At 36.0% G+C, this 25938-nt stretch carries 25 protein-coding genes and 1 tRNA gene; 5 read left to right on the top strand and 21 right to left on the bottom strand.

Translation table 11 applies throughout. The annotated features are described in order from the left end of the window. Window positions 1-461: 461 nt before the first annotated feature. Window positions 462-1559 carry a mechanosensitive ion channel family protein gene (locus tag AB3M96_RS06830; protein ID WP_412966826.1) on the bottom strand — a complete coding sequence of 366 codons (1098 nt, stop codon included), beginning with the start codon at window positions 1557-1559 and terminating at the stop codon, window positions 462-464. A gap of 30 nt (window positions 1560-1589) precedes the next feature. Then, window positions 1590-2399: a pyrroline-5-carboxylate reductase gene (gene proC, locus AB3M96_RS06825; RefSeq protein WP_412966825.1), complete on the bottom strand. Its 810-nt coding sequence runs from the start codon at window positions 2397-2399 to the stop codon at window positions 1590-1592. Between the two features lie 134 nt (window positions 2400-2533). On the opposite strand from proC, the gene AB3M96_RS06820 reads away from it, so the two are divergent. Next, a complete protein-coding gene (locus AB3M96_RS06820; protein ID WP_412966824.1) occupies window positions 2534-2677 on the top strand; it encodes a hypothetical protein in 144 nt (47 codons plus the stop codon). 24 nt (window positions 2678-2701) lie between these two features. Here the strand turns inward: AB3M96_RS06820 and AB3M96_RS06815 are convergent, their stop codons facing one another. The 9 genes from AB3M96_RS06815 to speD all read right to left on the bottom strand — a co-directional run bounded on the left by AB3M96_RS06815 (window position 2702) and on the right by speD (window position 11194). Further along, the gene (locus AB3M96_RS06815) at window positions 2702-3037 is read right to left on the bottom strand and encodes a YrdB family protein (protein ID WP_412966823.1); all 336 of its coding nucleotides are present in this window, start codon (window positions 3035-3037) and stop codon (window positions 2702-2704) included. A 77-nt stretch (window positions 3038-3114) separates the two neighbouring features. Continuing rightward, window positions 3115-3684, bottom strand: a complete 570-nt coding sequence (locus tag AB3M96_RS06810) for a DNA-3-methyladenine glycosylase I (protein ID WP_412966822.1) — start codon at window positions 3682-3684, stop codon at window positions 3115-3117. Between the two features lie 98 nt (window positions 3685-3782). Next, window positions 3783-3926, bottom strand: coding sequence for a hypothetical protein (locus AB3M96_RS06805; RefSeq protein ID WP_412966821.1), 144 nt, complete (start codon window positions 3924-3926; stop codon window positions 3783-3785). Between the two features lie 449 nt (window positions 3927-4375). Beyond that, window positions 4376-6700: an RNA polymerase recycling motor HelD gene (gene helD, locus AB3M96_RS06800; RefSeq protein ID WP_412966820.1), complete on the bottom strand. Its 2325-nt coding sequence runs from the start codon at window positions 6698-6700 to the stop codon at window positions 4376-4378. Window positions 6701-7045: 345 nt separating this feature from the next. After that, window positions 7046-7981, bottom strand: coding sequence for an SDR family NAD(P)-dependent oxidoreductase (locus AB3M96_RS06795; RefSeq protein ID WP_412966819.1), 936 nt, complete (start codon window positions 7979-7981; stop codon window positions 7046-7048). A gap of 80 nt (window positions 7982-8061) precedes the next feature. After that, window positions 8062-8637 (bottom strand): TetR/AcrR family transcriptional regulator, encoded by a 576-nt coding sequence (locus tag AB3M96_RS06790; protein WP_412966818.1) that lies wholly within the window; start codon window positions 8635-8637, stop codon window positions 8062-8064. 543 nt (window positions 8638-9180) lie between these two features. Continuing rightward, window positions 9181-9894, bottom strand: a complete 714-nt coding sequence (locus tag AB3M96_RS06785; protein WP_412966817.1) for a TerC family protein — start codon at window positions 9892-9894, stop codon at window positions 9181-9183. Window positions 9895-9976: 82 nt separating this feature from the next. Further along, window positions 9977-10114, bottom strand: coding sequence for an FbpB family small basic protein (locus AB3M96_RS06780; protein WP_412966816.1), 138 nt, complete (start codon window positions 10112-10114; stop codon window positions 9977-9979). 252 nt (window positions 10115-10366) lie between these two features. Further along, a complete protein-coding gene (gene speD / locus AB3M96_RS06775) occupies window positions 10367-11194 on the bottom strand; it encodes an adenosylmethionine decarboxylase (protein WP_412966815.1) in 828 nt (275 codons plus the stop codon). Window positions 11195-11786: 592 nt separating this feature from the next. Here speD and AB3M96_RS06770 point away from each other — a divergent pair. Then, window positions 11787-12758 (top strand): Gfo/Idh/MocA family protein, encoded by a 972-nt coding sequence (locus AB3M96_RS06770; protein WP_412966814.1) that lies wholly within the window; start codon window positions 11787-11789, stop codon window positions 12756-12758. A gap of 28 nt (window positions 12759-12786) precedes the next feature. Here the strand turns inward: AB3M96_RS06770 and yhbH are convergent, their stop codons facing one another. The 5 genes from yhbH to AB3M96_RS06745 form a co-directional block, all read right to left on the bottom strand. Further along, window positions 12787-13953: a sporulation protein YhbH gene (gene yhbH, locus AB3M96_RS06765; RefSeq protein ID WP_412966813.1), complete on the bottom strand. Its 1167-nt coding sequence runs from the start codon at window positions 13951-13953 to the stop codon at window positions 12787-12789. A gap of 628 nt (window positions 13954-14581) precedes the next feature. Beyond that, window positions 14582-16477, bottom strand: coding sequence for a PrkA family serine protein kinase (locus AB3M96_RS06760; protein ID WP_412966812.1), 1896 nt, complete (start codon window positions 16475-16477; stop codon window positions 14582-14584). Between the two features lie 543 nt (window positions 16478-17020). Continuing rightward, window positions 17021-17521 (bottom strand): tRNA (uridine(34)/cytosine(34)/5-carboxymethylaminomethyluridine(34)-2'-O)-methyltransferase TrmL, encoded by a 501-nt coding sequence (gene trmL / locus AB3M96_RS06755; RefSeq protein WP_412966811.1) that lies wholly within the window; start codon window positions 17519-17521, stop codon window positions 17021-17023. A 39-nt stretch (window positions 17522-17560) separates the two neighbouring features. Then, window positions 17561-18445, bottom strand: a complete 885-nt coding sequence (locus tag AB3M96_RS06750) for an amidase domain-containing protein (protein WP_412966810.1) — start codon at window positions 18443-18445, stop codon at window positions 17561-17563. Between the two features lie 219 nt (window positions 18446-18664). Further along, entirely contained in the window at window positions 18665-19174 is a 510-nt protein-coding gene (locus AB3M96_RS06745) for a VOC family protein (RefSeq protein WP_412966809.1), read from the bottom strand. A gap of 182 nt (window positions 19175-19356) precedes the next feature. On the opposite strand from AB3M96_RS06745, the gene AB3M96_RS06740 reads away from it, so the two are divergent. Next, window positions 19357-19725, top strand: a complete 369-nt coding sequence (locus AB3M96_RS06740) for a VOC family protein (protein WP_412966808.1) — start codon at window positions 19357-19359, stop codon at window positions 19723-19725. Window positions 19726-19782: 57 nt separating this feature from the next. Here AB3M96_RS06740 and AB3M96_RS06735 read toward each other — a convergent pair whose 3' ends face one another. The 4 genes from AB3M96_RS06735 to queG form a co-directional block, all read right to left on the bottom strand. Continuing rightward, on the bottom strand, window positions 19783-20019 hold the full coding sequence (locus AB3M96_RS06735; RefSeq protein WP_412966807.1) for a hypothetical protein: 237 nt from the start codon (window positions 20017-20019) through the stop codon (window positions 19783-19785). A gap of 41 nt (window positions 20020-20060) precedes the next feature. Continuing rightward, a complete protein-coding gene (locus tag AB3M96_RS06730; RefSeq protein ID WP_412966806.1) occupies window positions 20061-20528 on the bottom strand; it encodes a hypothetical protein in 468 nt (155 codons plus the stop codon). Between the two features lie 177 nt (window positions 20529-20705). Then, on the bottom strand, window positions 20706-21464 hold the full coding sequence (locus AB3M96_RS06725) for a spermidine synthase (RefSeq protein WP_412966805.1): 759 nt from the start codon (window positions 21462-21464) through the stop codon (window positions 20706-20708). Window positions 21465-21627: 163 nt separating this feature from the next. Then, window positions 21628-22758, bottom strand: coding sequence for a tRNA epoxyqueuosine(34) reductase QueG (gene queG / locus AB3M96_RS06720; RefSeq protein ID WP_412966804.1), 1131 nt, complete (start codon window positions 22756-22758; stop codon window positions 21628-21630). 91 nt (window positions 22759-22849) lie between these two features. On the opposite strand from queG, the gene AB3M96_RS06715 reads away from it, so the two are divergent. Further along, window positions 22850-23515 (top strand): B3/B4 domain-containing protein, encoded by a 666-nt coding sequence (locus AB3M96_RS06715; RefSeq protein ID WP_412966948.1) that lies wholly within the window; start codon window positions 22850-22852, stop codon window positions 23513-23515. Between the two features lie 81 nt (window positions 23516-23596). Here the strand turns inward: AB3M96_RS06715 and AB3M96_RS06710 are convergent. Next, window positions 23597-23670, bottom strand: a tRNA-Gly gene (locus tag AB3M96_RS06710). Window positions 23671-24168: 498 nt separating this feature from the next. On the opposite strand from AB3M96_RS06710, the gene AB3M96_RS06705 reads away from it, so the two are divergent. Beyond that, window positions 24169-25926, top strand: a complete 1758-nt coding sequence (locus tag AB3M96_RS06705) for a SulP family inorganic anion transporter (RefSeq protein WP_412966803.1) — start codon at window positions 24169-24171, stop codon at window positions 25924-25926. The last annotated feature ends 12 nt before the right edge of the window (window positions 25927-25938 follow it).

Genomic DNA, 25938 nt, shown 5'->3' with positions numbered 1-25938 from the left:
CTAAAAGTAGTATTGCAGCAGAGAAGAATGTAGGATTGTTACGTCATACCATTAGACGAAAGAGGGCTTGTACTTGTTACTATAAAATGTAATATTTGTAAAAATGTTTGTATAACCAAAAATAGCTACCCTCATAAAATTAGAAAAGCGCAAGCGCCTTGGTAAAGGAACATCGACTAAATAACCGCCACGTCCTGTGGCGAACGTCGATGTCAGCACATCCTGTGCAAGTCCGACAAGCGCTGGAACCCTGACGAGGAGGCCGTTGCCGCCGCAGGAGGGGTGAAGCGACCTCGAGCTGCTTAAAAGCGGAGCTTTTGCGCAAGATACTCGAAGAAGCTTATTCAGGTAGGAAAACTGGCTAGGCGCTGGAGCTAGACACCGAAAAATAGGTTGGAACTTTTATACTTTCTAATCATTAAAAAAGCCTGTAACCAAGTTCTCTTGATTACAGACCTCCATTAGGAACCCTCCTCTGAAATATTTCCGAAAGAAAGATTCTCACTGTCACTTTCCATATATACACGTCTTGTTGGTAACCCGAGAGATACTCCCTCTTTGCCCAAGATATCCAAAATTTTAAAGTTGATTTCCTCACGAATTTGTAAATACTCTCCCCATACCGTCGTTTTTGTAAAAAAGTATAAGAAGATGCCGAGACCATTATCCTGGTATTGATCAAAGGTAACAAAAATTGTTTCCTGGTGCACTTCTGGATTATTTTTTAACAATGATTTAATTTGCTCAACAACCGATTCCAGTTTTTCCTTTGATGTTTCATGAGTTACTCGTAAATTAAATGATATTTGTCGCTTTCCCATTTTACTCCAGTTTGTAATTGTTTCATTTGCAAGTGTAGAATTTGGTACCGTTACTAACGCTTGAGCAAATGTACGAACCATTGTACTCCTAAATGTAATGTCCTCTACCGTTCCCTCCACACTCGGAGTCATAATCCAATCACCAATCGAAAATGGCTTTTCAGTAATTATAATGACACCGCCAAACAGGTTTTTAATAGCATCCTGTGCAGCCAGTGCAAATGCAAGTCCCCCAAGACCTAAACCGGCAATGAAGCCATTGATATCATAATCAAATTCTTGTGCAATAATGCTGATTCCAATTGCAATAATGATTACACGAATTGCTTTTGATAAAAAAGGAATAAGAATTGCATCAATATGTAGATTAGATCTTTCATTTATTTTATGAAACAGTAAGGATGACGAAGATGAAAGATTGAAAAATCCCCACGCAATTAGAAAAATAATGGATGACCGAATTAGGTCATTAAATAACCTATTATCTTGATCTATGTAAGGAAAATATCCAACAGCCACATATATGCCAATTATGATAAATAACCATTGTACTGGTTTTTGAAAAGCTAGAAAGATATGTGTAAAAAAATCACTTGGTGCCTTTCTGCTTAATTTTAGTAACAGGTTAAAGATATACTTGGTAAACAACTTCCGGAAAATAAGGAACAACAAGAATATTCCAATGGAGATTCCAATATTTAACCAAGTTTCTTCGTAATGAAAAGGAATCCATGACATTGTTAACTAACCTCCCCGTATTGGTTTAGATTACCCTTGCGATAGTTCTTTTGATTTTTTAGTACAGCTCTCCATTGCTGAAATAATGCTTGATCGGAAATTATACTTTTCTAATGTGGCCACTGCTTGAATGGTTGCTCCACCAGGTGTACACACGTTATCTTTTAGTTCTCCTGGGTGAAGTCCAGTTTCTAACACCATCTTTGCTGCACCTAATAAAGCTTGTGAGGCTAGTTTATAAGCCTGATTTCTTGGAATTCCCTGCATAACAGCTCCATCAGCTAGCGCTTCGATAAACATATATGCATACGCAGGAGATGAACCGCTTACTGCGGGAATAGCATCCATCAGCTTTTCCTCTACCACTTCTGCCCGGCCAAAGCCTTCGAAAAGACTAATAACTTCGGTCACTTCTTCAGAAGTAACTTGGTCGTTTACACAGAGCGCACTCATTCCTTCTCCGACTAGTGAAGGTGTGTTTGGCATTGATCGAACAGTTTTGACTGCCTTCCCAAAGTTGCTTTCAATAAAGCTTAAACTGATACCGGCTGCGATTGTAATAATGATAGTTTCTCCTTTTACATTATCAGCAATTTCCTTTATGATCTCAGCATATAAATTTGGTTTTACTGCTAAAAAAAGCAGATCTGCTTTCGATGCAACCTCTCTATTATCAAGAGTTGTTTTAACGGAATATTTATTTTCTACTACAGTTAATGTTTCATTTGTATTCGCACTTACAATGATTTGTTCTGCTCGTACAATTTCTGAAGAAAGTATCCCTTGTATAATAGCCTGTGCCATCTTTCCACAGCCGATAAATCCAATTGTTTTATTCATATTAAATCTCCTTATAAACGTAGATAATCTCAATTATAAAGAAACTTAGCCTATAAACAAACTGATGTGCCTCTAAAAACCTATTCATATAATTAATAAAAAAGGACAAACTAACCCAAAAAGAGGTGAAGAGCATGTATCGTTTTGAAAGGCTACTTGATACTGTGTTTGGATATACCGGCTGGCACGATATCACTAACACAATGATTTCGCGAGAACAAGAATTAGGATATTTATACGAGGAAGAAGAGGAAGATAGCACTCAATTTGATACATAAGAAAATAGCCGGGTTGCCCGGCTATTATTGTTTCCAAATAACAAGTAAAGTACGATTAATCACCGCAACTACAGCAAGAGCCCAGGCAAATCCTTGGTTTCCTGAAAAGTAAAGCGCAAAAAAAGCTGCAGCGAAAATAAGTATCTCCACCACTAAACGCATCGGTTCATCAAGAAGGTATGGAGATTTAGGCGCAATGAATGTTCCCCAAATAACTGCTGCAATAAGAGGCGCACCAATTCCAACTCCCCATTTAAGGAACATGCCTTTATCAAGTGTGAAACCCCAATACCCTAAAGATGCCAACACACAGAGCTCTAATAAAAAACGGACGCCTATATTGAGACTTTTCAGCAGCATCATATAAACCTCCCCACTTCCCCCAAAAAAATGGTACTATCTATATGATTATTTTCGCTAATCAGGACTATTTTCCTTTATTTTTCTAGCTGTATTTTTCCATAACAATGACAATTTTGGATGTGGTCATTCACCATACCGACAGCTTGCATAAATGCATAACAGATGGTTGAACCTACAAACTTGAAACCCCGCTTTTTTAAGTCTTTACTTAGTTTATCACTTATCTCGGTAGTTGCTGGAACTTCACTTAGCGAGGTAAAGTGATTTTGTACAGGCTTTCCTTCAACAAACGACCATATGTATGAAGAAAACGAACCAAACTCATCTACCACTTTAAAATAAGCCTTTGCGTTTGTAACAACTGCATTCACTTTTAATTTATTGCGAACGATTCCCGGGTTTAAAAGGAGTTCGTCTATCTTTTTCTGATCATATGTAATGATTTTCTCTGGATCAAATTTATCAAATGCCTTCCGATAGTTTTCTCTTTTCTTTAAAATAGTGTACCAGCTTAAACCAGCCTGAGCACCTTCTAAGTTTAAGTATTCAAACAACAATCGATCATCATAAACAGGGACTCCCCATTCATGATCATGATATTCGATATAAAGTGGATCTTCATTTACCCAACCGCATCTATTCAAGGCTCTTCCTCCTCTCACTTATGTATACAAGGATTATATCAAACCGAGCCCCAAAAATATGTAAGGAATAAAGGGCCATCCTTTATTCCGTTATCTCATTATTCTTTAATTCCCTGTAGCCATTCCTGATAGCATTCATTACACAATGTTTCTTCGCGCTCACCTTCAACATTGACAAATGCTACGTAATGAAATCGTTGTTCTTCAAATGGTTGATGACAATAGAAGCATTCTGCTGTCATATTCAATACCTCCTAATGGAATAATTCCTCCTTCTTATTTTTATCTATCTCTTCCGTGTTTTTTCACGTTAATTATATCCATTAAGGGTCATAAGACTGCATACAGTGAAAGCAAAAAAACATTTTTCACCTAAAAGAGACCAATTTATGAGAAATGACCGAATTTAGATAGGAAATTAACAGTCTGGAAATGATTTATGATTTTTAATTTCAGAATACGATTTTTAATCTTGATTTACGGTTTTTAGTAGGAAAATACGATTTATAAATTCAAAATACGGTTCTTAATTAAAAAATACGATTTTTAGCAAAAACGACGTATACTAGAAAACTCGGCGATTGCAGAAACTGTAGGCGACAGCAGAGCCATAGTTGCACTTATGTAGATAGAAAACAATTTTATACCTTCCTTTCTGCCAAAAAAGAGTCAGCAAAATGCTGACTCCACTTTACATCTCAATATACCTATCACTTGGTATATCACTAAAAAACGTACTTCTTTCACCTACAGAAAAGATATGAAGTTCATGCATCGCTCTCGTACAAGCTGTATAGAAAAGCTTTCGTTCATATTCTCTGCCATAGCTAACGTTTGAGCCATTGTAAATAATGACTGCGTCAAATTCAATTCCTTTAGCAAGATAAGTTGGCAAAACAAGTATACCCTTTTCAAAAGAGTACGTTTCTTCATCCATTAAATGAAGCTTAATTTTGTCCTTATATGCCTCAAATACTTTTTCACTTTCAGCTGCAGTTTTACAGATAATCGCAATTGTTTGATGACCCGCATTTTGTAAGTTTTTAATTTTTTCCAGGACCTTTTCGTGCAATGAGTTTTCACTTTCGACAATGGTCAAGGTAGGTAAATCTCCACTACGATTGAAAGGTTCAATATCTTCTCCACCTGGAACCAAGACCTTTGTAAATTCAACAATTTCTTGAGTAGAACGATAACTTTTTGTTAGATTGATGACTTCGTACTTTCCTTCCTCGTATAACTCAGGAGAAAGAAGTGTTGGTGCATTCACTGAATGTGCATAAATCGCTTGGTTGTAATCACCTAAAATAGTCATTCGACTGCTAGGGAAAAGTTGTTGTAAATAGGCTAATTGGAATGGTGAATAATCTTGCGCCTCATCAATAAATAGATGTCTAATATTCGTATTTGATTTCTTTCCCTCAATTAAATCTTGCAAGTATAAAAATGGGGTTGAATCCTCATAAGTTAATTTGTTATTTTTGAGATTATTAATCGTTAGCTCGCAGATCTCTTTCCAATTTTCCGTTACAGATTGTTCCTTGTAATAAGTAAATAGTTGTTCATAAATCGCTGTTATATTGATAAAACCAAGATTTTTTATAAACTGTCTAATCGGTTTAAAATAACGTCTAACAATTTCTTTGGCAATTAATTTTTCTTCTCTATCATAGTCATCAAACGTTTCCTCTGAAAATTTTCGTTTACGTTGAAGTTCTTTATAGATCATTAAGTATTCCTCTTGATCCATCAGCTCGGCTTCTTCAATAACCCAGTCCTTTTTCCGTTCTTTTCTTTCAATACGTATTACTTCTTTTGTAAGCCATTGAGTTAATGAACTTAATCGATTTGGAATTGAAACGGATTGCTCTAGACTTACAAAATGACTATGAATATCTTCCTTAGAAACAATTATTTTTCCTCTAAAGGTTATATCTTTAAATTGAAGCCCTTCACGACTAAGAACTCTAACAAAATTATCAATTAAATCTTTAAATTGTAAACTCGCTTTGAACGAAATCGCATTTAAACGAACATCATATAACTCATTGTTCATTTCAGTTAGTAGAAATTCCATTTGTTCAAACGGATTCTCAATTGTAAAAAATCTATCTAAGCGGTACTCCACATATTCCTGGAATGTTGATTGTTCCATATTGTCTTCACCAAGCTCAGGTAAAACCGTAGCAACATAGCTATTAAATAGAGGATTGGGCGAGAACAACATGATGTTGCTTGAGCTTAGTTGTTCACGATAGCGGTATAGCAAATAAGCAACCCGCTGAAGAGCAGCAGATGTCTTACCAGACCCAGCAACACCTTGAACCAGTAAATATCGACTACTTTCATTCCGAATGATTTTATTTTGTTCTTGCTGAATGGTAGCCACAATGCTTTTCATTTGGGTATTAGAATTTGCACCGAGTACAGCCTGGAGCATTTCATCTCCAATTGTTACCCCTGTATCAAACATACTTTTTATCTTACCGTTTTTTATAATAAACTGACGCTTTACTTTCATTTCTCCCTCTACTGTCTCATAGTGGGTATCGTATTTAGCCGGACCAGGATAATAATCGTAATATAGACTTGAAATAGGAGCACGCCAGTCATAGATTAAAAAATCCTCCTCATTCTTATCAAGAAGTGAAGCAATACCAATATAAATTTTTTCTACTCCTTGCACAGAATCCTCTTCAAAATCAAATCTTCCAAAATAAGGAGAATACTTAAGTCTACCTAAGGTTTTAATTTGTCTTTGAATTTGTGAATGACTTCTTTCACGCTCACCTAACAATTCTGATTGTTGTTTAATGCTTTGAAAGGTTTCAATTACATCATCAGGTTCATCCAGGTTAACAGTTACGTCTTCCCAGAACGAATTTCTAAGGCCAACAACCTCACTTTTTATGCCGCCAACCTTCGATTCAAGTGCATTAACCTTCTGATCTATTTCCTCCAAAACATAATCTACACGATTCTGTTCATGGATAAAGTCTGCGTTTCCTTTTTCCATTTACAACCATCTCCTTATTCGTGAACTCAGTTCCGTCTTCCGATTACTTATCTCTTCTTAAGGTATGACAATTAGTAAGAAATTAATGATAAAGCGTGCCATTAATCAATAGTTTTCTTTCCTCCCGTATTCTAAGTTAAACATTAGCCTGACTAATTCCTTCCATGTCAGCCTCATTATTTTACCCATAAGGCTACTTGCAGGATAAAAATTAAGTAGTTGACATTCGTTTAATATTGAGTTAAAATTATTATAGGGAAATCTAACTTATAAAATAATAAATAGATAAAAAAAAGACAGAACTAATTCATGTTACCATGTTGTTCTGTCTTTTTCAATGTTTTTTTAGCTAGTTTTTTGCATATACTCTAGTGTTTTTTTAATGCCAACTTCATACGGTGTTGCTGGCAAATCCCCTATTTCACGCGTATATTTCGCGCCTTCTAAAACAACAGGTTCTTCTGTTAAGTACAACATCTCTACAACTTCCCTCATTTGTTTATCAAATATCCCTAGAAGACGAATCATATTTTTGGTCACAGTTGAAACCTTTTTATGATAGGAAAGATGATCACTTGCAATTTTAACTACCTCTTCTCCGGTGATCACTCCTGCCGCAGGGATATTCCAAATTTGTCCGTATGCATTTTCATGTAAAGAGAGTTCTACAATTGCTTTTGCACCATCTGGTGTATAAATATATTCACGTGCATTTGTTTGATCACCCACAAACATCGCCTTCTTGTTTTGCACCATTTTCTCAAATGTATAATGAAGCATTGCATTTACAGCATTCGGCCCATAAAAGTCTGGAAAGTGAGCAATTAAGACGGGAACCTTGGCCTTTGTTGCTATTTTTCCTAATTCAACACGAATCTTCCCTTTCTTTGTATGCGGATTTTTTGGTAACTCTTCGTTTACTTTGCTACCATTACCTCTTCCATAGGAATAGATATTATCTACAATAGCTAAGTTAGCGTTTGCTTTTTCAGCTGCCTCAACTACATTTTTCATAATTCTTGGTTGTTTCTCCTCCCATTCACTATAAGGGATGTTTACTGCATGATAAATAACATCAACATCTTTCGTAGCAAGTTCCAGGTCATCCTTATTAAAAACATCACCCGGATGTATTTTTACTTTCTTGTTTACTCCAAAAAGCTTCTCCATTTTTTCCTTTGATCTTGCAAATGCAATTACCTCAATACCTCTAGTCGCTAGCTCTTCAACAATTGCAAACCCCATCCCACCTGATGCACCAAGTACTATTGCTTTTTTCATAATTACCTCTCCTTTTATTGAACACTGTTCAATTATTGTTAAATTTTTTTTGAGGGTCTTATTTTTATATGCCCCCATTTTCACTTGTTAAAAATTGGTTTTAAAATATAGTCTATATGCGCTTTTGCCATTGTCTTAACGTCTTCGTAGGTTTGGTCGCTTCTACAATAATGTGTAACAAAGCCATGTATAGACAAAAAGATAGACCAGATATCTTGCACGTTTGCTTTCTGGTTACTCAGTATTGCAATCGTTTGAGCAAACCTGCTATAGCTTTCAAGTGGTTCCTGCTGAATACAGCTTTTCACTTCTTCATCGTTGATTAAAAACATTAACTCATACTGACTTTTATGAGTAAGACCGAATTCTATATATCCTAATAAGATTTGTTTGATTTTTTCGTCTGAATGTAGATCTTTCTCAATTATCTGCTGAAGTACATTATTCAACATTTCAAAATCCTTAACAACCATTGCGTAAAACAAATCTGCTTTATTTTTAAAGTGATAATAAATGGAACCATGACTATAATTTAATTCCTTTGCTATTTGACGCATAGATACATGCTGATAGCCTTTTTGAACAAATAGATCATGTGCAACATCCATTATTTTTTCTCTTGATAGTTCTTCTTGAACTTGTTTTCTCGGTGACATGTTATAAACTCCTTTTTGACCACTGTTCAATTATAATATATTCCATTATCATCCAACTGTCAAATCTTTTTAATATATTATTGCTATTTTGCCTTCTATCTTTGAAAGTGAAATATACATACTTTAGTGGTGATTTCCGCTCCTGGCACTCGCTTTCCGCGGGCGGACCGTGAACCTCCTCTACGAAATGCTGAAGCGGCTTGCTCAGAAACGAGGAAATTGGAGACCCCAACAAAAGAGGCGTCTTTTGCCTCTGACGGAGGGGTTGAAATTTCTCGAGTTTCTAGCCGCTGAAGCTAGACAAGTCGCTCGCTCCTGCGGGGTCTCACTTGACTTGCACAGGATGCGCTGACGTCTACGTTCGCCACAGGACGTGGCGGTCTATAGTAAACGTTCCTATGAACCTCCCGTAGGAGTCTCCTGCCATGCGCTCCAATCACCTTCCGGCAACATAATATTCAGTTTTTATATCATTTTCAATACATTAATGAGCAACAAGTTTTAAAGAAAAAGTGGACCCTATATAGAGTCCACCATTTGAGTTTATTCAACTTTTCGTAGCACTTCGTGTTCTGCTTGTTGGGCATTTGCCTTTGCTTCTTCGTTTTTCTTTTTCTTGAGGTAGCCTAGGCCAACCACTGCTGCTACTACTACTAATTCAAAGCCATATTTCACAAATCCATTTTCAAAGTATACCTTTAGGAACTTTTCTCCGACAATCATTTTTGATGCTGTCCATGCTAATACAGCAGCTCCAATTGTGATGATGATTGGAAATCTGTCTACCCATTTTAGGATTAGCGTACTACCAAACATAATCACAGGTACAGATATTAATAACCCAAGTACAACTAATAACATGCTTCCATGAGATGCACCGGCAATCGCTAAAACATTATCCAGACCCATAAGTGCATCTGCAATAACAATTGTTCGTATAGCAGCCCAGAAATTACTTGCCGCTTCTACGTCATGATCTTTTTCATCTGTAAGAAGTTTATAAGCAATAATAACTAATAAAAGTCCACCAACCAGCATTAAACCTGGAATTTTTAATAACCAGACAACTGCTAGGGTTGCTACTATTCTTATAAGAATAGCCCCCACTGTTCCCCAAATAATTACTTTTTTCTGTTGATGCTTAGGTAAGTTTCTCGCTGCTAGACCGATAAGGATTGCATTATCTCCCGCTAGTACTAAATCAATCATAATAATAGCCATAAGTGCAGTGAAAAATTCAGCGCTAAATAGTTCCATCAAAAATCTCCCTTCTAATTAATCTTTAAGTATCTAGTAAACTATTTATCTCAAATATGAAGGGTAAACCCTTCATATCGAATTACTTTGCGTCGTTTAAGTGTTTATCATCAATACGTTTTTCGATTTTCTCAAGCTCTACTTTATCTCGTAAAAGATCTTCTTTATTCTTTTTGATTAACTCATCAAATGATGTAGTCCCTATTCTTTTTTTCAACATCCTGCTCACCTCTCTTACTACTTCTCCTAAAAAATATAAATGACCTTTACCGTTTTGGTAAAGGTCATAAATAAAGACCTCTACCGTTTTCTGGTAAAGGTCTTGCTAACAACGTTATAGTTGCCAACAAAGCCGAGAGTTTTCACACTCTGAAATGACGACTTTGCTGTAAAAGCTACTCCCCTTTAGGAGAACTATTCGAAATATTTTATTACTTAAAATTTTATACCATGTTTTTACTATTGTCAATCATTATATAATATTTTTCCCATAGAAGATCTCATCCATCTCCGTAATTAAACGTTCTGCAATTACTAATTCTTCTTCTGGAGTGAGTGTTTCTTTAGTGGTTTCGAAGAATAAATAGTGCTCTAAATCAAATTCTTTTAGCTTACACTTCGTATGAAATATATTTTCTTGGTAGACGTTCACATCAATCATGTGGTAAAGCTCTTGGATTTCCTCTGGAATGTAATTTTGAATGGAATTGATTTCGTGATCAATAAATAATTTATGTCCCGTTACATCTCTTGTAAAGCCACGAACTCTGTAATCAATCGTCATAACATCTGTTTCAAAAGATTGTATCATATAATTTAGTGCCTTTAATGGTGATATCTCTCCACATGTTGATACATCGATATCTGCACGAAACGTACTAATACCTTCATCAGGATGAGACTCGGGATACGTGTGAACTGTAATATGACTTTTATCTAACTGACCAACAACCGAACCTGGAATCGGTCCTGGTGATTCTTCAAAAGCTTCATCAGGTGATTGGTCAACTGGCCCTTCTGACACTAAAATTGTAACACTTGCTCCTTGAGGAATATAATCCTGTTTTGCTACATTTAAAACATTAGCTCCAATAATATCAGCAACATTTGTTAAGATTTCTGTTAATCGATCTGCATTATATACATCATCAATATATTCAATATAAGCATCTCGTTCTTCTTGTGACCTCGTGTAGCAAATATCATACATATTAAAACTTAATGATTTTGTAAGATTATTAAAACCATGTAATTCATTGATTTGATTTGGAGTCAGCTTCGTGTGCATTTTGTGTGTCATCTACCATTCCCCTTTTATTTTATTTATCTTAATAATCGTTACTAAATGACTGTAGTTTTAAGTTCACTATTTTTATGTTGGTTGAAATGGAGAATTCTATGCATTTTAGGATGGATTTCATTTGAGCACTTGTTTTCAAATATTAGGTATTGAGTAGGGGTTCATGCGGACATTGTTGATTTATGGATAGAATTTAAAGGAAACAAAACCTCAATATTGCCCTTTATGCATGATATTTTGAATTTGTGCATTTTAATACGAGAATAAGCATTATAATAAATAAAACTTACGCATGTTAGCAATTCTTCCTAAAATGCTCAAAAAAATACCCGGCAATAAGCCGGATATTCATGAATTGTAAAGGGGGGATGAAAAAGAGCTTTTTCACATCTTTAATACTACCCCTTAAATATGAACAAACTATGAATAGACCATTACGATATTATTAAACTTCATTCAATTCCTTTTAGGTAGTAGACGATTAATCAGTAATATCTACCATTTACATATACTTTTTAGAAGTTCAATATCAGTACTTCCCATTGAAAAAACACAACTATAGGAGTTGATACCCATTACATTACAAATCGGTATGATCGGAACAGGGTATTTTAGTAACATGCATTGCAGTATATTAGCCAAAATGCCTGGAGTAAAAATAAAAGCAATATTAGGTACTAGCAAGGAAAAAGCCAATCAGTTTGCTAGTCAGTTTGACTCCGCTAAGGGTTATGATAGCCTGACCCAAATGTTAGATATGAATACTTTAGACGCAGTATACATAAGTGTCCCTCCAATGTCTCATGGGGAAATAGAATTGGAATTGATTAAAAGAGGTATTCCGTTTTTCATAGAGAAGCCACTTAGTAATGATATAGCCACTCCCACAAAGATTTTAAATGAACTAAAAAACAAGCCATTATTAACTTCAGTTGGCTATCACTTTAGATATAAAGAATCCATTCAAAAGTTGAAGAGTCTATTACTTGAGCAACAGCAAGGAATGGTAGTTGGTGAGTGGTCAGGTGACATGCCCATGGTATCATGGTGGAGAGACCAGAATAAGTCCGGCGGACAATTTATTGAACAAACAACTCATCTTGTAGACCTTTTGCGGTATCTTGGTGGAGAAATTGATGAAGTATTTTGCTATGTTAGTAATCAGGTTATGCATAGAAAAGCAGACAACGTATCAGTCTCAGATGTGGGAACAGTTAATATGAGGTTAACCAGTGGGGCTGTAGCAAACCTCTCAAACACTTGTATTCTTCCTCCTGGTATAAATAAAGTGGGGCTTTCTTTTTATACAGATCAAGGTTTGCTAAGTTGGTCTCAAGAAAAACTTCATGTACGTACTACTTCAGCAACCTATGATGTAATAGATAAAAGCAATCCATACAATATTGAAAATAAAGCATTTATAAAAGCTCTAAAAACTGGTGATACTTCGGGCATTCTTTCTGATTATGAAGATGCCTATCAAACGCTATTGGTTAAAGTCGCTGCTCTAGAAAGTGCTGAAAAAGGGGTACCTGTTTTACTTGAAACTCTTAAAAGGAATTGAAAAGCCAGCCTCCTTGGCTGGCATTTTTTTATGCATACATCTTATTTTCTTCTTCTTTTTTAAAGAAACTCTTCATCGCGTGGAATACATCCGCTTTTTGCTTTAGAATGTAATATCTGAACTTTTCATCTTCAATATTTTTATAAGCTGACATTAGCGTACTGTGTCTGTTGTATTGATTAACTTCTCCATATCCAAACATATTGGAAACCTTCATCAATTCAGTGACCAGCTTTACGCATCTCGCATTATCTGATGTTAAGTTATCACCGTCTGAGAAATGGAAGGGATATATATTAAAGCGGTTTGTCGGGTATTTATCATCAATAATTTCTAATGCTTTTCGATAAACCGAAGAACAAATTGTTCCACCACTTTCTCCTTTTGAAAAGAAATCCTCTTCTGACACGACCTTCGCTTCTGTATGATGCGCAATAAATTCAATCTCGACTGTTTCATATTTGGTACGAAGGAATCGCGTCATCCAGAAGAAGAAGCTTCGAGCCATATACTTTTCCCATATTCCCATACTTCCACTTGTGTCCATCATTGCAAGCACAACAGCTTTTGAGTCTGGCTTAACAACTTCATTCCATGTCTTAAATTTAAGATCTTCTTTAAATATCGGATGGAAGCTAGGTTTACCCGCCATTGCATTACGCTTGTAGGCAGACATCATTGTTCGTTTTTTATCGATATTGCCCATTAATCCTGTTCTGCGGATATCATTGAACTCAATGTTTTCTACAACGTTTTGATCCTGCTCTTTTCGTTTTAAGTTTGGTAATTCTAATTCCTTAAATAAAGCTTCCTGCAGTTCCATTAACGATACTTCTGCTTCGTAATAATCTTCTCCAGCTTGATCTCCTGCACCTTGACCTTTTCCAGGACCTTTTTGCCCAGCACTTGAACCATCTCTTGCGATTACATCACCAACTTGGCTCTCTCCATCTCCCTGGCCCACGTGTTTATTTTTATCATAATTATAGCGGATCTTATATTCATCTAACGACCGAATCGGAATTTTCACAACTTCTTTTCCGTTTGACATTACGATGCTTTCCTCTGTTATCAAATCCGGTAAATTGTTCTTAATCGCATCTTGGACCTTTTCCTGGTGCCTCTTTTGGTCATCATGGCCTTTTCGATGGAGGGACCAATCTTCTTGCGAAATGACAAAGTTACTTTTCGACATTACTTTTCCCCTCCTTAATTTTTTTGACATTGTTAAGACCTTATGTTGATATACACCCTTATTAAAGAAGTTGCGAAACCTATTAGTGAAAAAATCAACATTCAGTTTAACAGAGCCTAATTTAAAAATTCTCCTTACATCATTCACACTTTCTTATTCGTTTACATAAACTATCTTGACGGTTTTTAGGAAGTAATAAATAAAAGAAAAAACTCCAACAATAGCAGCTCACAAAAGATTTAAACTTATACATTTAAGGGATAAGCAATTGCATAGCTGCAACAAAAATTAACCGGCTACTCACACTCCAACTTTTGCGAAAGCTAGAATGAATATAAAGTAGATTACTCTATACTATGCAAGAATATCGTATTATTGACAAAAAATTTCGTAAATTAGGCGATAAGTCTTTTAAAACAGACAAGTTCTGTTTCTTTAACGCATGAAAAAATTAGTATATAAGAAAAGTATTAAATACGTTTGCTTACAACGTAGACAAGCATAATTGTTATTCCCTACATATTTATTAAAAGGTGAAATTGGACATTAAAAATGGGAGTATTTCTGGAGATTGACGGTAATGGGGTAAAAAGGGATTAGACCTAAATGGCCTAACCCCTTTCATTATTTAACGATTTAGTAAGCTTCCAACATAACGAAGCAGCTCATTTGCGGAAGTAGAATTGTATCCATGCTCATCAATTAAACGTGCCACAACCTCATTAACCTTTTTCAACTGCTGCTCATCTGGTGTTTTGGTTGAAGTAGTAATTTTGACGACATCTTTTAAATCTGCAAAAAGTTTCTTTTGAATCGCTTCACGTAAACGTTCATGGGAGTTATAATCAAATCTTTTACCTTTACGCGCGTAGGCTGAAATTCTGATTAAGATTTCTTCACGGAATGCTTTCTTTGCATTTTCAGAAATTCCAATTTGCTCTTCAATCGATCTCATTAGCTTTTCATCCGGATTCATTTCTTCACCCGTTAATGGATCTCGCAGTTTATTTTTGTTACAGTATGCTTCAACATTATCTAAATAGTTATCCATTAATGTTTTAGCAGATTCTTCATAGGAATACACGAATGCCTTTTGAACTTCTTTTTTCGCGATATCGTCATATTCTCTACGTGCGATTGATATGAAATTTAGGTATCGCTCGCGATCTTCATTACTAATCGATGGATGGTGCTCTAGTCCGTCTTTCAATGAACGCAAGACATCCAGTGCATTAATCGATGGGTTTTCTTTTCGGATAATGGTTGATGAAATACGATTAATCACATAACGTGGATCTATTCCACTCATTCCTTCATCCTGATATTCTTTTTTAAGTTCTTCAACGTCAACCGCGTTAAAACCTTCCACACTTTCTCCATCATACAATCTCATTTTCTTCACGATATCGATATCACCTTTTTTTGGTGCTTTCAATCTTGTTAAAATGGTAAACATCGCTGCTACTCTAAATGTATGCGGCGCAATATGGACATCTCGCACATCACTTTCACTGATCATTTTTTCATAAATTCGTTCTTCCTCAGATACTCGTAAATTATATGGAATTGGCATGACAATAATACGCGAGTGAAGTGCTTCGTTCTTTTTATTGGAAATGAAAGAGCGGTATTCTGTTTCATTGGTATGAGCAACTATAAGTTCATCAGCAGAAATTAATGCAAAACGTCCCGCTTTAAAATTACCTTCCTGTGTCAAGGAAAGCAAATGCCATAGGAATTTTTCATCACATTTTAACATTTCCTGAAACTCCATCATTCCACGATTCGCCTTGTTTAGTTCCCCATCAAACCGATACGCACGAGGATCGGATTCTGAACCATACTCTGCAATCGTTGAAAAGTCAATACTCCCAGTTAAATCTGCAATATCCTGTGACTTTGGATCAGACGGACTAAATGTTCCAATTCCAACACGTTTATCCTCAGAGAATAAGATTCGTTCTACAATTACATCTTCAATTCGATCGTTGTATTCTTCTTGTAGCCTCATCATATTTAACGGTGATAAATTACCTTCAATCCGAATTCCATATTCATTATAGAAATCTTCTCGTAAATGATGAGGTATTAAGTGTAGAGGGTCCTCGTGCATTGGACAGCCTTTTATCGCATAAACCGCACCCCGTTCTGAATGAGAGTACTGTTCTAAGCCTCTTTTTAATAATGAAACAAGCGTCGATTTCCCACCACTTACAGGGCCCATCAGTAAAAGTATTCTCTTTCGAACATCTAAGCGTTTCGCAGCCGGGTGGAAATATTCTTCAACTAAGCGTTCAAGCGCCTCTTCAAGACCAAATAACTGATGATCAAAAAACTTATACTTTCGTTTCCCATTCACTTCTTCAATTCCAGAGTCTTTGATCATATTGTATACTCTTGAATGGGCAGATTGGGCAACCCAAGGCTTTTCCTTTAAAATTTCCAAATACTCAGCGAAGGTACCTTCCCACTTCAAACGTTGTTCCTCTTCACGATACTTTTCTATCTTTTTTAAGATATCCATTAGGGGCCTCCTCCATCATGATGTCATATGCACGTTTAATACAATGTATGCGAGGATGTCCTTTAACATGCTTTTATCTTACAAATTTCAACATGTCCAATTACCTTGAAAAAACTTCCAAAACTAAATAATAGCACTTGGACAATAAGAAAAAAGGATAAATCCTTGGGTGGATGTGAAAGAATAAGAAGTAGAAGATGTTAAAGAATATCTCTTTAGATTATGTGGGAGTCTAGAATCGGTTCACAAAAAGTTCAAATTTGTCCATAGTTTTGATTCACACTTAAAATAAATTGGGTTATAATACTGTTATAGTGTGTATGAAGAACTACTAGGGTTCAAACAAAGCATTTGAACTTCCTTACATAAAGGAGGAAAAGCACATGAAATTAATCCTTATTTTTGGAGTAATGCTTGCCTTTATTACAGCTATCTTTACTGGTGGCTACGAAGACAAGCCAGGTGTAAAGAAATAATAAAAATGACCTTTACCAAAATGGTGAAGGTCATTTTTATATTCAAATGTGATATATTCTCTTCCACTTAAACTTCCGTAATCGGCGGATTTATTTTAAGTAATCCTGGATAATTCTGCTGACGTAATGCTTCATAGATAAGAATTGCAGCAGTATTGGAAAGATTCAATGAGCGAACATTTCCTGTCATTGGAAGGCGTAACGCACGGTCCATATTTTCTCTAATAAAGTCTTTAGGTAAACCTGTTGTTTCTTTACCAAACACAAAGAAGTGATCTTTGTCTACATTACTATAATCAAAGGATGAGTACGTTTTTTCTCCGAATTTCGTTATCAGATAGAATTCTCCATCCCTATATTTTTCAAATAACTCATCTAATGAATCATAATAAAAAATGGTTACGTGTTCCCAATAATCTAAGCCTGCACGTTTCAGCATTTTATCATCTGTTGAAAAGCCAAGCGGTCGAATTAAATGTAGTGTTGTATCGGTTGCAGCACAAGTACGAGCTATATTTCCTGTATTTGCTGGTATTTCTGGTTGGTATAATACGACATGTATTCCCACTTTCGTCACCTCATTGGTTATTATACCAAAAAGCGAATGTTAATTATTAGTGATATGAAAAAACTTGTACTTGATATTGGGTGTGTATGCGGTTGAATCTTCATACGACCAATACCTCATCCTGCTATTTTGTGATTGTGCATTAACAAGTGGATACCCTCTCGCGTCCTTTGCTACAACAATTGTGTTGTGATTGAACTTACCATCTCCTTCAAAATCATAGCAGATAACATCACCTAATAGTAACTGTCTTGGAGAGGTGACCTCTCTTGCACGAAGCCCTTTTTGTGAACCTGATAAGTACCATCGAAGCGCATTCGCAACAGACCAACTCCAACTCCAGCTATTATTCTGCATCCACCAGCCCTTTCCACGGTCAGGGTGACCATACATAGGTGCTTCACCAGCATGCAGGCACTGGGATATAAAATTTGTACAATTATCATTGAACTTCTTGTAGTTCGGATTATAACCATTCCACCAACGTTCTGCATACTGGACCGCGGCTAACCGATTATAACGAAAACTTCTCGGCGAATCCTCTTCCTCTATTTCCCGCACCATCGGTTCATAGTCTTCATTTACTACCTTGGGAATTTCAATATCACTTACTAATTTATTCATTGTAAAGGTAGCCTTTCTTTCCTCACATTGTTCTTCAAGATAAAGGTTCTTATTTTGGCGCACCAAAAATTGATAATGAACAAGATAATGAAGGTGAGTCTTACCATCCACTTCATCCTTCTTAAGAATCTTCCCGTCAGCATGACATTTTACAATTTCTGAGGAACGCTTCTCAAGAAGCTCCTTTTTCCTCTGAATGAACTTGAGATCCTCCTCAGGTAATTCAACCAAACTACCTCGTCTATTACCCACAAGCAAACTAGCCCTTGCCTTAATAACCTTCGCTAAAGCATCCTTCATCGTTCCCACACCACCTTCTCTCTGTGTTACTACACAATATGACGCACCACCTACTTTAAGTACGAAATTGGAGTATTAGGATAGTGTAAAACGGTGCCAGGCACCGTAGAAATACATCTGTCTTTTTTGGGTGTCAGGCACCACAAAAATACATTTGTCTTTCTAGGGCGGACACATAAAAAACCAAGCACGAATGGAAGGAGTAGCATTCGTGCTTGGTTAGTTAGACTCATAGGCCTTTTTTAACTGTTCCATGTTAATTTTTGTTTTGGTTTGAAGCAGTGCCTTCATTACTCTTTCTGCTTTAACAGGGTCCTCATCACTAACCATTTCATTTAATGTTGCTGGGACCACTTGCCATGAAACACCAAATTTATCTTTTAACCATCCACAGACTTGTGCTTTCTCGTCTCCACCCTCAGAGAGTTTATCCCAAAAGTAATCTATTTCCTCTTGAGTCTCACAATTTACAATAAATGAAATTGCTTCGGTAAATTTATATCTCGGGCCTCCATTTAATCCTACAAAATCTTGACCCTCCAACTGAAATTCGACGGTCATCACTTTTTCTTCCGATAGAGGATTGCCTTCATTCTTATCTTTTCCATAACGGGTAACTCTACTGACCTTGGAATTTGGAAAGATAGATGTATAAAATTTGGCTGCTTCTTCTGCTTCATTATTAAACCAAAGATTTGTTGTGATTTTTTGTATTTTATTAATACTCACATTCTACACTCCTTTGTTCTTCATTCATTTACTTAATATTTTCTTTTTACTTTTGTTTTCCTATTATGGCCACAAAAAACAAAAGTAAGTTGCTGCTCCATGAATATTAAAATCTACAAAAAAGGATAATTTTTACATCATGTTGAATATACACTATAAAACAATAAACGAGGTGTATTCTTTTGAGTAATCAAGTTTGTGTAATTGGCATTTATGTTCCGAATCTTACTGAAGCAATTGACTTTTATACCAACACTTTAGGCTTTGAAGTGAACAAGCAGTACGGTCCAAAAATCGTAACTCTTGTCCATGGAGATTTACCGATTGTATTAGAAGAAAACGAAAATGCGATATATAATCGGGACAATAACGCTTCAGGAATTGCATTAGCATTACGAACTGAAAATATCTATGAAACAGCAAAAAACTTAAAAGAAAAGAATGTTACTTTTATTGTTGAAGAACCAACTAACTGTCCTCCAGGAAAATTTATTAGTTTTAAAGATCCTTTTGGAAATATGTTAGAATATCTTCAATTTGAGAATATGTAGTAGCTGAACATTAGAAAAAAAGAAGCATGGATTTGGATACCATGCTTCTCCTATTTTTTATCTAAGTCTTCTTTTCCTAACCAAGCCATACAGTAATACTCCACCTATTAAGAACACGAAGAAGCCAACTACAATTCTTATAAGAGACACACTACCAACAAACGTATCATAACTGGTTTGTTCCACTGTTACTACTGTCCACCAATCACCCTCTGTTGAGAAGTAGATTGCTAGAAATAACCATGTTAAAAAGCCGAAAAAGGTAAACAAGAATACACCAATTTTTCTATTCAAGTGAATTTCCTCCAAGCATACTTTCTTTAGTTACTCTATCATTAAATAACCATAACATACGTTAAGCCCTTAAAAAGAACCCAAGCCAAAATAGGAAACACAAAACTTTTCAAAGCAGTCTTCCACCCATAAACTCCTTTTCGATATAATATGTAGTCCACAATAAAGAACACAATTGATGCTATTAGACTAAACAAAAACAATATCGACCCGAAAAGTACATGAAAAGTGAATGATAAAGGATACTTCATCTCTTTAGCAGTGTATTTTGCTAACAGATGTCCAAGCGATTCACTTATTATAGAAGCTAAGGTGCCGTACAGCACGATGAACGGAAAGCTTAATGGAAGAAAAGTTGAAACTGTAGAAATATAATCGTTAACATACTCTCCAAAAGTATTTAAATCGCTCGAAAAAGTAACTAGACCCATTATGATGGCATATACAACTACCGAAATTGCAGCTGCAATGAACTTTCTTGAGATCGTTTTATTAAATTGTATTTCCATATGGAGTCCTCCCCAAGTTCTCTACTCAATTAACTTGCAATAAATCAATACTGGTAGAGGTCTAATGGTAATGTTCTACATTGTAGAGAGAGAATCCTTCTTAGGTTATAGCCGGAATAAATTCACCTCCAGATTTGAAAAATAACCTTCCAACTTGTTTGTATACATATATACTTTCTATAAATAAATAGCTGATGCCTCATTAGGTGAAAACTCTTCCAAAACTGTTCGACTTGCAACTAAGAAAAGATTTTGATTGGAAGCTTTTTTTGGATCAGATGCAAACAATTTCGCATAAGGATAGATTGCTTTAATCCTAGAGTATATCTTATATAAGTTTTTATCATTTTTTATCGTTCCAATATAATTAATGAGTAATATACCATTATGGGAAAGTTTTTCGTTTGTCAAAGCAAAAAACTCTTTCGTTATTAAATGTTGCGGAACCCCATTACTGCTGTATGCATCCAAAAGAATAATATCCTGAGATTGTAACTGAAGTGTTGATAAGATTTCTAGTCCATCGCCTACTTCCACATTGTTTCCAGAATGACCAAAATATTTTTTGGATACTTCGACAACTAGAGGATCAATTTCTGCAGTAACCAAATATTTTTCATAATAATAGGAACTTATTGTGCCAATTCCATGACCGATTATGAACCCCTTTTTACAAGAAGATCCATAATAATTAATAAGCTCTACTATAGTTCGAGAATATGGTAAGACTAGAAAATCTGGGTCATCCATTTTCTTTACACCTTGTACAGCATCTGGAGTAAATTTTAGTAGCCGGAAATTACCATGTACTCCTTCGTACTCGCTTTTTTCCACAACGTAAATGTCTTGAAATGAGCTAGTAGTCTTAAAAATCACCCTTGATCCTGAACTATTTACCTGTCGATTTAAACCTTCATTTTTATTTGAATAAGACATTGTTGGTCCTCCATAACACATTTTTACTATAGACTATTCACTGTTCTATTTTTTGAGCGAAAAAATGCCATAAGAATTATGTAGAACATAGAGGCAAAGTACAATGCTTACAATAAAAAAAGGACCTAATGCTTAGGTCCTTGTGTAGTATTTTCATATGAAACTAACGAAACATTGCCAAACCATTCTCAATCTCATGTAGAACCTGTTCATCCTTCTCTTTTTGCTTCGCTTTTTCTAATATCTCAACAGCTACTTCGTCTCCAATTCTGCCTAACGCCCACGCTGCTGTGCCGCGAAGAACCGGTCTTGGGTCATCTTTTAGAACTTTTTCTAAATCAGGAACAGCACTGCGATCTTTAAAATGTCCTAATGCAATAATTGCATTACGTTGAATTGGTTTCTTGCCCCGCCAAGAGCCAGATAATTTTCCAAATGTCTCTTTAAACTCTTTATTACTAATAGAAAGTATCGGTTTTAGCAATGGCTTTACAACTTCCGGCTCCGGTTCCATCTCTTCATGGAAGTGAAAATCGATACCCTTATTCTTTGGACATGCTGTTTGGCAGGAATCACAACCATACAATCGGTTCCCAATTTTAGTACGAAACTCTTCCGGTAAGAAGTCCTTCGTTTGGGTTAGGAAACTGACACATCGTTGCGCATTGATTTGGCCACCTTGAACCAACGCACCTGTTGGACACGCATCAAGACATGCAGTGCATGAGCCACATTGATCCTCAATGGGTGTATCTGGTTCAAATGGAATGTTGGTAATCATTTCACCAAGATAGACATAAGATCCGAATTCAGGAGTAATGATGGCGCAGTTTTTCCCGCTCCAGCCAATACCTGCCCGCTCAGCAACCGCTCTGTCCGATAATTCTCCTGTATCAACCATTGATTGCAATTTAGACTCAGGTAGTTTTTCTTTAATAAATGCCTCAAGCTTTTGCAAACGATCGCGGAGCACATGGTGATAATCCTCTCCCCAAGAAGCTCGTGCAAATAATCCGCGACGTTCCTCCTTTGTACTTCTCGGTGCATCCTTAAGTTTTGACGGATAGGCTAATGCAATTGCAATAATTGATTTTGCTCCAGGTAAAAGTAGTTCAGGATTTGTTCTTTTATCAATATCTCCTGCTTCAAAGCCTGACTGATATCCGAGTTCTTGTTGGCGAATCAATCTAGATTTAAGTTCATCAAATGGTGACGCACTAGTAAAACCTATCTTATCAATTCCAATATTCTTACTATACTCTATAATCTCTTGCTTTAGTTTCATCATGTCCATGCTAAAACCTCCTTTCTTTAAAGGCCGTTCTTTATTCTTTCACTAGCATTTATGGTACACTATTCTCAATTAATTTTGGAGGGATTAAATGATGGAAATTACTCTTTCTCCTTTTGTTTTAGAAAAAGTACCCAATTTTAAAGTTGGTATCATTCAGTATGATAACATTGTTGTCGAAGACTCACCACAAATGCTACGCGGAAGGCTTCAAACCTTCCAGGAGTCACTCTTTTTTGACCTAGAAGATAAAAGCTTTTCAGACTTTCAAGGAATCTCTGAATGGCGGGATACTTTTAAAAAAATCGGAACTGATCCCGATCGCTATCGTCCTTCAGTCGAGGCGATTTACCGTAGGATAAAAAAACGAAACTTCCTGAACCTTATACATTCAGCTGCGGACCTAAATAATTTCTTCTCGATGCAATATGAAATACCAATCGGTATCTATGATACTGACAAGATTGAGGGTAAGGTCGAGATACGAATAGGACATGCTCAAGATGAGTATGTAGGAATTAATGGAAGAAAAATCTCAATGGAGAATAAGCTACTATCCAGTGATGACCTAGGAGCATTTGGAAGCCCATATGTTGATTCAGAGAGAACAGCAGTAACAGCTGATACCAAGAATGCGATACAGATTGTATATTTGAAACCGTCTCTATCAATCGAAAGTTCGGAAAAATTAGTTGAGTCTCTCGGAACAATGTTTACACAGATTCACGGCGGTACAGTAGAATCATTTGTATTGTCGTAAATTCTTTTCTATTTGAACATGAACATGAAAAAACGCAATACCTCGTTTATCTAAGAAACGAAACACTGCGTTAGTTATGTATGGAGCGGGTGATGGGAATCGAACCCACGACATCAGCTTGGAAGGCTGAGGTTTTACCATTAAACTACACCCGCACATTATTAAATTAACATTACATCATTCAGCAATACGATTTGATGGCCTTACATGCCTCTTCCTCTGCAAGCTAATTCTAGGAAGCTAATCCGTCGAGGCAACTCGAAGGTTATTCATAGATGCTTTGCTCGTGGCTGAGGTTTTACCATTAAACTACACCCGCACATATCAAATTATATCCGAAATATGTGAATATTAAAACAAATAATTTTTAAATTTGTAAATATTTTTCTTTGTTGAATTTTGTCGAATGTTGTTCCCTCGACTACTTTTCCTATTATACATATGTGTATTTTATTTTGCAATAGTTAATTACGATTTTTTGATTACAATAGGGAAAACCCTTTTTATTGAAGGGTTTTCCCTTATTCATGTCCTAACGTAAAAACTTGCAAGTCCATTCTAAAAAACCTTTGACTTTACCTTTTGACAGGAGTAGATTCTATATATGTATATTCAAATAATCAGATATTCTAACAATCAAAGGAAGGTTGAACATGCTACATAAGTGGTTCTTTACAGGAAGATTTAAAAATTATTCATTTCAATCCTTTCAAAAGGATCTTATATCAGGAATTGTAGTTGGTATTATTGCGATACCTCTGGGGATGGCATTTGCAATTGCATCCGGAGTGAAACCAGAATACGGAATTTACACTACAATTATCGCAGGGATCCTAATTTCTTTACTTGGCGGATCTAGGTATCAAATAGGCGGACCTACTGGCGCCTTCATTCCTATTCTTTTTGGTATCGTTGCTACCTACGGATTTGAGAACCTGTTAATCGCTGGTTTTATGGCAGGTATTATTTTGTTTTTAATGGGGATTTTCAAACTTGGCTCTCTTATCAAATTTATTCCGAGACCTGTAACAATCGGTTTTACATCTGGAATTGCTGTTATTATTTTCGTCGGCCAGGTTCCGAATTTCCTTGGTTTATCAAATGTAGAAAAACACGAATTATTTTTAGACAATATGAAAGAAATCTTCCTTCATATCAACGAACTCAGTTCGTACAGTGTGTTGACTGCTGTTATTTGTTTAGTAATGCTACTACTTACTCCAAAATTTTTTCCAAAAGTACCCGGTTCATTAATCGCATTAGTCGTTTCAACGGGTATTGCGACTATGTTTTATCCAACTCAAGTAGCTACTATAGGGTCAACATTTGGCGATATACCTAGTAATCTACCAAGCTTTCATTTTCCAGATATCACGTGGGATCGTATTGTAGAATTAATTCGACCGGCTTTTGTAATTGCTATTCTCGGAGCAATCGAATCATTACTTTCTGCAGTAGTTGCTGACGGCATGACTGATAGCAAGCACAATAGCAATCGCGAGCTGGTAGGCCAAGGAATTGCTAATATGGTGACTCCTTTATTTGGTGGTATTCCTGCTACAGGAGCGATTGCACGGACAGCAACAAATATTAAAACAGGCGCAGTGTCACCTTTATCTGGTATCATTCATGGATTCGTTGTACTTCTCGTACTAGTTCTTTTTGCGCCTTATGCTTCAAAAATACCATTAGCAAGTATGGCTCCTATTTTGATGGTTGTAGCTTGGAATATGAGTGAACGACGAGTTTTTTATCATGTACTTAAAACAAAGACAGAGGATTCACTTGTATTAGTTGTCACTTTTTTATTAACCGTTTTTACAAACCTTACTATTGCTGTAGAGGTTGGACTTGTGTTAGCGGTTATTATATTTACAAAACGAATGAGTGATATAATAGTTACTGAAAAAGCTCTTCCAAATCCGGCTAACAAACATGATAAAGTTGAAAGCCATGTTGTAACCGAATCGCATGATTGTCCTCAAATTAGTATTTATAATGTTGAAGGACCACTGTTTTTCGGTGCCGCTCAAGCATTTGAACAACGGATTATGAGCACAATTAATTACAAACCAAGGGTGCTCTTATTACGTCTTAGTAGAGTTCCATTTATGGATACAACTGGTGAAGCTCGCTTAGCAAGCATTATAAAGGACTTTTCAAAACATGGTATTGTTCTAATCTCAGGTATCAAGTCTCAGCCTAAAAGTGTACTTATGAAAACTGGATTATTCGAACAAATCGGGGAAGAACACTTTTTTGAGCATACTGGAGATGCCATCAACTTTGCACTTACACAATTAAATAAACATAAATGCCTGGGGTGCAGACATTATGCTTTTAAAGAATGCACCGCACTGTCAGGAACCAAAGAGAAAAAACTTGATAAGAAAACCGTCGTAGTACATTAGTAGAAAGTGAGG

Origin of the sequence: Ferdinandcohnia jepli (assembly GCF_047246645.1) — a bacterium.
Taxonomy (GTDB): Bacteria; Bacillota; Bacilli; order Bacillales; family Bacillaceae_L; genus Ferdinandcohnia.
Note: the sequence above shows the minus strand (reverse complement) of the source record. Positions and strands in the feature narration are given on the sequence as shown.

Coding starts and splice junctions, on each gene's coding strand:
- yhbH (WP_412966813.1), bottom strand. CDS start 13,953: ATGTCGAAAAGTAACTTTGTCATTTCGCAAGAAGATTGGTCCCTCCAT.
- AB3M96_RS06805 (WP_412966821.1), bottom strand. CDS start 3,926: ATGACAGCAGAATGCTTCTATTGTCATCAACCATTTGAAGAACAACGA.
- AB3M96_RS06830 (WP_412966826.1), bottom strand. CDS start 1,559: ATGTCATGGATTCCTTTTCATTACGAAGAAACTTGGTTAAATATTGGA.
- AB3M96_RS06795 (WP_412966819.1), bottom strand. CDS start 7,981: ATGAAAAAAGCAATAGTACTTGGTGCATCAGGTGGGATGGGGTTTGCA.
- AB3M96_RS06715 (WP_412966948.1), top strand. CDS start 22,850: ATGGAAATTACTCTTTCTCCTTTTGTTTTAGAAAAAGTACCCAATTTT.
- AB3M96_RS06780 (WP_412966816.1), bottom strand. CDS start 10,114: ATGTTGAAAAAAAGAATAGGGACTACATCATTTGATGAGTTAATCAAA.
- AB3M96_RS06725 (WP_412966805.1), bottom strand. CDS start 21,464: ATGTCTTATTCAAATAAAAATGAAGGTTTAAATCGACAGGTAAATAGT.
- AB3M96_RS06770 (WP_412966814.1), top strand. CDS start 11,787: ATGATCGGAACAGGGTATTTTAGTAACATGCATTGCAGTATATTAGCC.
- AB3M96_RS06750 (WP_412966810.1), bottom strand. CDS start 18,445: ATGAAGGATGCTTTAGCGAAGGTTATTAAGGCAAGGGCTAGTTTGCTT.
- AB3M96_RS06730 (WP_412966806.1), bottom strand. CDS start 20,528: ATGGAAATACAATTTAATAAAACGATCTCAAGAAAGTTCATTGCAGCT.
- helD (WP_412966820.1), bottom strand. CDS start 6,700: ATGGAAAAAGGAAACGCAGACTTTATCCATGAACAGAATCGTGTAGAT.
- proC (WP_412966825.1), bottom strand. CDS start 2,399: ATGAATAAAACAATTGGATTTATCGGCTGTGGAAAGATGGCACAGGCT.
- AB3M96_RS06790 (WP_412966818.1), bottom strand. CDS start 8,637: ATGTCACCGAGAAAACAAGTTCAAGAAGAACTATCAAGAGAAAAAATA.
- AB3M96_RS06820 (WP_412966824.1), top strand. CDS start 2,534: ATGTATCGTTTTGAAAGGCTACTTGATACTGTGTTTGGATATACCGGC.
- speD (WP_412966815.1), bottom strand. CDS start 11,194: ATGACACACAAAATGCACACGAAGCTGACTCCAAATCAAATCAATGAA.
- AB3M96_RS06760 (WP_412966812.1), bottom strand. CDS start 16,477: ATGGATATCTTAAAAAAGATAGAAAAGTATCGTGAAGAGGAACAACGT.
- AB3M96_RS06785 (WP_412966817.1), bottom strand. CDS start 9,894: ATGGAACTATTTAGCGCTGAATTTTTCACTGCACTTATGGCTATTATT.
- AB3M96_RS06705 (WP_412966803.1), top strand. CDS start 24,169: ATGCTACATAAGTGGTTCTTTACAGGAAGATTTAAAAATTATTCATTT.
- AB3M96_RS06815 (WP_412966823.1), bottom strand. CDS start 3,037: ATGCTGCTGAAAAGTCTCAATATAGGCGTCCGTTTTTTATTAGAGCTC.
- queG (WP_412966804.1), bottom strand. CDS start 22,758: ATGGACATGATGAAACTAAAGCAAGAGATTATAGAGTATAGTAAGAAT.